We start from the raw sequence: 5,513 nt of genomic DNA, 5'->3' as shown, positions 1-5,513 counted from the left end.
TATTGATATTATTTATATTTATAAGTTATCAACAAAAAATTTTATATCATAATTTACTTGTACGTAAAAATATCTATCAATATTGATAGATATTTTTTATAGTACTTCGATAGTCGAATTAATTGACTTGCAATATTTTTGTTTAGCTATTATTATAGTAATATAATATACATCAAATAGGAGATTGACCATGAACAAAAAGAAAAAAATAATACTAACGATTTCTATATTACTATTAGTAGTAATTTTAGGTGTAGGAGGATTAGTAGGTAACTATTTTTATAACCTAGCACTAAATCCTTTCACTTCAAAGGATATGATTTTTGGCGACGATGATGATGATACTTCTCTAGAGGTAGAAGCTGATGTTAACTGGCTTATAAAAGATTCTAATTATATAGATACATATATAACTTCATCTGACAATTTAAAATTACATGCATACGAAGTAAAAAATGAAAATAAAACTGATAAATGGGCTATTGTAGTACATGGATATACAAGTGAAGGAAAATTATTAAGTTCTAAAGCTAAGCATTTATACAATATGGGATATAATGTATTAGTTCCAGATTTAAGAAGTCACGGAACTAGTGAAGGAAACTATATTGGTATGGGATGGCATGATAGACTTGATATAATTGATTGGATTAATTATATAGTTAAAAATAATCCAAACTCTGAAATAGCTCTTCATGGAACGTCTATGGGATCTGCTACTGTTTTAATGGTATCTGGAGAAAAGCTACCATCTAATGTAAAGGCTATTGTTGCTGATTGTGGATATACATCAGTTTATGATGAATTTAGCTATCAACTTAAGCAATTATTTAACTTACCAGCCTTTCCTATTATGAATTTTTCAGATGTTGTTACACATATAAGAGCTGGATATTGCTTAAATGATGCTTCAGCTATAAATCAAGTAAAAAAATCAACAACTCCAATATTATATATTCATGGAGATAAGGATGATTTTGTTCCATATTATATGATGGATGAGTTGTATAATGCAACTAATTCAGAAAAAGAAAAGCTAACTATAGAGGGTGGAGAACATGCTAACTCAGATTTAGTTAATCCTAAGCTTTACTGGTCAACAGTTAATAGTTTCCTTGAAAAATACATTGAAAATTAATACGATATAAAAAATAGTGCATCTTTTAATAGATGCACTATTTTTATATATTAAACTAATTAAATTTTACACTTGTGGCTGTTGTTGCGGTTGATGAACTTGTCCAGGTTGACTTTGTTGATTACTTGGCATTTGTATTACATCACCAGTATTTTCTTGGATAGTACCATCTTGAGTATTTCCTGATTGATTATTTTGTTGATTATTTTCTTCCTCTTGAGTTTTTTGTTCTTCTTCCTCTTTTATTGCTTCTTGTTTTTGATTTTCCTTTATTGCATCTTGTTCTAATTTATACTGACCTTGACTTGATATATCTTTTGCATTTTCTTTTCTTTCTTCTTGTGCTTTTTTATATTCTTCATTTAACTTTATAAGCTCTTTTTTCTTTTTAGATGCTTCATTTTTTATATCTGATGAACCACCTTTTAAATTTTCTATAGCCTCTAAACATGCTATAGCCTTATCGTAATTTTTCTTTTCTTCATATTCCGCTGCATCTTTCATTTTTACAGCTTGTATATACATACTTCTTGCATTTTCATTTGTGCTATCTGCAGTTAAAGCCTGAGATAAAAGTTCTTGTGCTTTTGTATATTCATGTTTTTCTAAAGCTAACTTACCTTCATTAAGCAATTCATCTTTTTTAGATGCTGAACATCCTGTAAAAAGTATTGTTATAATCATAATTATTAATATATTCTTATATTTCATAAAATACCTCCATATATAAATTTTATCATATTTTTTAGTTTAATGGAGAAAAATGTAGTTTTTTAGATAAACTCCTTAATTATTATAGTATATTTAATATTCCCTGTAAAATTAATATTATTTAACTATATATTAATGTAATTATTTAAGTAAAAATGTCAACTTAGTATATTTTAAATTACTGTTAGTGATAATAAAAAATTCGCTTCGCTCATGTCGCCAACGACTTCGTCCGTTGCTCAAAATCTTTTTTACGCTCAAAACCAGTTGATTGATATTACTTACATTCAGAAGTTATCCACATTTTTTTAAATATTATAATATCCTTAAGCGTAAAAAAATAATATCATCATTATTTTTTAATCTTAAATCTAAAAATGAGTATCTGTAGAAGTAATTTTACAGATACTCATTTTTAATTTTAAGTAATATTTTAAAATAGTAATAAGTCTATATTCTTTATAATAAAATTAAATTTTAAACAAATACTCTAACCTATATTTTCATCTTCTAATACATCCAACTTTTGTGCAACTATCTTAGTAGTACTAGCTTGTACTAAAAGAGTTATTATTATTGTCATAAATACAACTGATGAAATAACTTCATATCCAGGTACTTTTGTAGATACTATAATACCAGAAAGTGCTGCAGGTATTACACCAGTCTCTCTTACCCACATCATAAATAATTTTTCATTTTTAGACCAAGATGCTTTTCTATCAAATAATGTACAAACTAACACTACTATTGGTCTAGCTACAAACATAAGTACTAGCACTATTATTACTGATTTTAATCCATATTTTAATAAGCTATTTAAGTCTAAATGAGTTCCTAGTATTATAAATATAGACATTCTTGCTAAAGTTGCAATATTTTCTCTAAAATGAAGTCCTGCTACATAATTTTCATCAGGTACCCATAGACCAAATTTTTTCTTATTCCCTGCTACAAGACCAGAAACGAATACAGACATATATCCACTTCCACCTAATCTTTCTGATATTTCATATGCAAATACAACTATAACTATAGATATTATAGGAGCATAGTCATGAAATATACCATACCTTTTATCTGATGATAAAGATACACCTATCAAAGCTACTATTGTACCAACTAAAACACCAATAAGTATCATAAATATTAGTTCTAATGATATTGATAATAATCCACTACTTTTACTTAAAGTTATACTTGTAAGTATAGATGTAAATAATATTGCTCCAAATGCATCATTAAATGCAGATTCACTAATTACAGTTTGCTTTAATCTATTTTTAATAGGTATTTTTTTAAATACTGGTATAAGGGCTGCTGGGTCAGTAGATGCTATAGTTGCACCTAATAATAAGCTTGGACCTGGTGGTAACTTAAATACATAATAAGTAGTTAAGCCAACTATTGCTGCAGTAATAAACACGCCTAAAGAAGCAAGTAATCCTACACTTACTTTAACTTCATTTAATACCTTAAACTTTATCTCTCTACCACCTTCATATAATATAAAAGCAGATCCAAAAGTTAATATTATTTCATTTACTACAGGAAATGAATCTATATTTACCAGATTTAAAAATACAGGACCAAATAATACTCCTAAAATTAAATATATTACAACATCTGGTATATTTAATTTTTCTCCAATCCATCCTCCTATTACTCCAAGTACACCGATAGACGACATTATAAGCACTAGTTCATTAGCACTTATTGCAGCTGTGTTCATCTCTCCCATATACTCACCTCACATAGATTTTATTTAAATATTAATATTATAATTTACATTTTTTTAATATTTATGTTATAAAATCTATGAAGCAAATATCATTTTAAGTTAGTTCTTAAATTAATCTTTAAAATAATAAAATCTATAATTATTATTATAAGAATAATTATAGATTTTATTATTTTAGAAATTTTACCTATCTATTTAAAAATGAAACTTATATTACCTTAAAAAGTTTACTTAAGTTTATATCAACAAAATCTATATCTAAATCTAATTTATCTGGGACTTTTATATCTTTGTTATTTTTAGTTACTACTAATATTTTAGGAACTTCAAAGAATGGTATAGTTGATTTTTCTATTTTTTCTTCAATCTTATCATACTTAAATATATTGAAATTTTCATCTAAGTTTATATCAACTAAGATTTGTTTTATATCATTATAATTGTCCACATACTCTACAAATAAATCATATGTTAAGTTATCTACTTTAACATTTCTATAAAAACGTCTTACTTTATATCCTCCAGTTTCAAGTTTTATGGCTAATTCTGAACCAAGTACTACTTTAAGTAGCTCTTTGCCTTTATACATTTTACTTCCATTTAAATAGTATATATAAGTATTCTCTCTATACCCAGAGTAATTTAGATTGCAAGGATATTTTCTTAAAGTATACTCATTACACATCTTTCTCAATGTCTTTTTGAATGGTTTTCTAGTATATCTTTTTCTTGTCCCAAAAAACTTTCCAACTTGTGATTCTGTTATACATCTAATCTTGCTAACTAGTATTAATATCTCTTTTTCTACTCCTACCATCATGTCAAAATCTCCTCGAAGTTATTATTTATTGGTTATAGTATCAATATATTAAACTAGTCCTTTAAAATTTACAGTTTTGATAAAAAAATTCGCTTCACTTAAGCTACTGCGTTGGCTAAGTATTTCAAAATCTTTTTTGTGTTAATATAAGTATATTGATATTACTTACACTTAAAATTTATAAACACTTTTTAATACTATAAATAACTTTAAACACAAAAAAATCGCATATAAAATGCGATTTTTAATTAATTATTGTTTAGTTGTATCTACTTCAACATTTAAAATATTTAAATTATCAAATTCATTTATATCAACTAATCCCTTTGCTTCTTTTTGATAAGATAACTTAACTTTATCTCCAACTTGAGTTAAAGGAAGCTCTGATGATACTTTAGACATTGCATTAAATATTCTTGAAGTATCAGTATCTATTGTTAAATAATAGAATGTATTACCACTTTGAACATCTTGATTTATTCTTGTTATAGTACCTTCTATAGTTTGCTGTGTTTCATCATTTTCAAGCTTTATAGAATTACCTTTTGATGCTAATGCTTCTCTATAGTTTCTTAAAGCTTCTTCTTTGTTTTCCCCAAGACCTAATACACTATAATCTTCAACTGATACAAAGGAAACCATCTTAACAAGACCTGCTTTATCCTTTAATGACATTACATATGTTGGTTTTCCAAGTATGTTATACATTACAGGGAAAGTAGCTTGATAGTTTTTCTCTTGTACTTTACCCTCAGCTGAAGTCATTGCTGCCGTTTCTGTAGCTCCAGGCTGTTTATAAAGCTTAGCTTCTTTAGTACGTGTATCAACTAACATAAATCCAATAGTTGATTCGTCTCCCCCTGCTGAAGTTATTCCAGTATACCAATATGCTTTTCCATCAGTTCCATATACTAAAGATGTACCTTCTGTTGCAACAAGTACTCCTTCTTCTGATATAACTGAGTTTAAGAATCCTTTAACATATAATCCCCAGTCATTTATCTGATCTACAACAAATGATTCAGGTTGTATTCTATCAATCCATTTTGGAGCATCTTTTATAGAATATCTTTTAGTTTCTCCAGTTGATGCATTAACAGTAG

At 26.8% G+C, this 5,513-nt stretch carries 4 protein-coding genes and 1 pseudogene; 1 reads left to right on the top strand and 4 read right to left on the bottom strand.

The window, feature by feature from the left end; genetic code table 11:
• Positions 1-190: 190 nt before the first annotated feature.
• Complete coding sequence (locus tag Q5F54_RS10020) at positions 191-1,138, top strand: alpha/beta hydrolase (protein ID WP_288524320.1); 948 nt, start codon at positions 191-193, stop codon at positions 1,136-1,138.
• Between the two features lie 66 nt (positions 1,139-1,204).
• Here the strand turns inward: Q5F54_RS10020 and Q5F54_RS10015 are convergent, their stop codons facing one another.
• From Q5F54_RS10015 to Q5F54_RS10000, 4 genes and pseudogenes are all read right to left on the bottom strand, one after another.
• Complete coding sequence (locus tag Q5F54_RS10015; RefSeq protein ID WP_302334346.1) at positions 1,205-1,849, bottom strand: lipopolysaccharide assembly protein LapB; 645 nt, start codon at positions 1,847-1,849, stop codon at positions 1,205-1,207.
• A 490-nt stretch (positions 1,850-2,339) separates the two neighbouring features.
• Positions 2,340-3,590 (bottom strand): sodium:proton antiporter, encoded by a 1,251-nt coding sequence (locus tag Q5F54_RS10010; RefSeq protein ID WP_071120005.1) that lies wholly within the window; start codon positions 3,588-3,590, stop codon positions 2,340-2,342.
• A 208-nt stretch (positions 3,591-3,798) separates the two neighbouring features.
• Positions 3,799-4,410 carry a hypothetical protein gene (locus tag Q5F54_RS10005; RefSeq protein WP_281537940.1) on the bottom strand — a complete coding sequence of 204 codons (612 nt, stop codon included), beginning with the start codon at positions 4,408-4,410 and terminating at the stop codon, positions 3,799-3,801.
• A 252-nt stretch (positions 4,411-4,662) separates the two neighbouring features.
• Positions 4,663-5,513 (bottom strand): annotated as a pseudogene (locus Q5F54_RS10000) (hypothetical protein); the annotation flags it as partial.

Source organism: uncultured Romboutsia sp. (assembly GCF_958366745.1).
Lineage (GTDB): Bacteria > Bacillota > Clostridia > Peptostreptococcales > Peptostreptococcaceae > Romboutsia > Romboutsia timonensis.
Note: the sequence above shows the minus strand (reverse complement) of the source record. Positions and strands in the feature narration are given on the sequence as shown.

Bases quoted from the DNA above. Each gene is read 5' to 3' on its own strand.
- Q5F54_RS10015 (WP_302334346.1), bottom strand. From the start codon at position 1,849: ATGAAATATAAGAATATATTAATAATTATGATTATAACAATACTTTTT.
- Q5F54_RS10005 (WP_281537940.1), bottom strand. From the start codon at position 4,410: ATGATGGTAGGAGTAGAAAAAGAGATATTAATACTAGTTAGCAAGATT.
- Q5F54_RS10010 (WP_071120005.1), bottom strand. From the start codon at position 3,590: ATGGGAGAGATGAACACAGCTGCAATAAGTGCTAATGAACTAGTGCTT.
- Q5F54_RS10020 (WP_288524320.1), top strand. From the start codon at position 191: ATGAACAAAAAGAAAAAAATAATACTAACGATTTCTATATTACTATTA.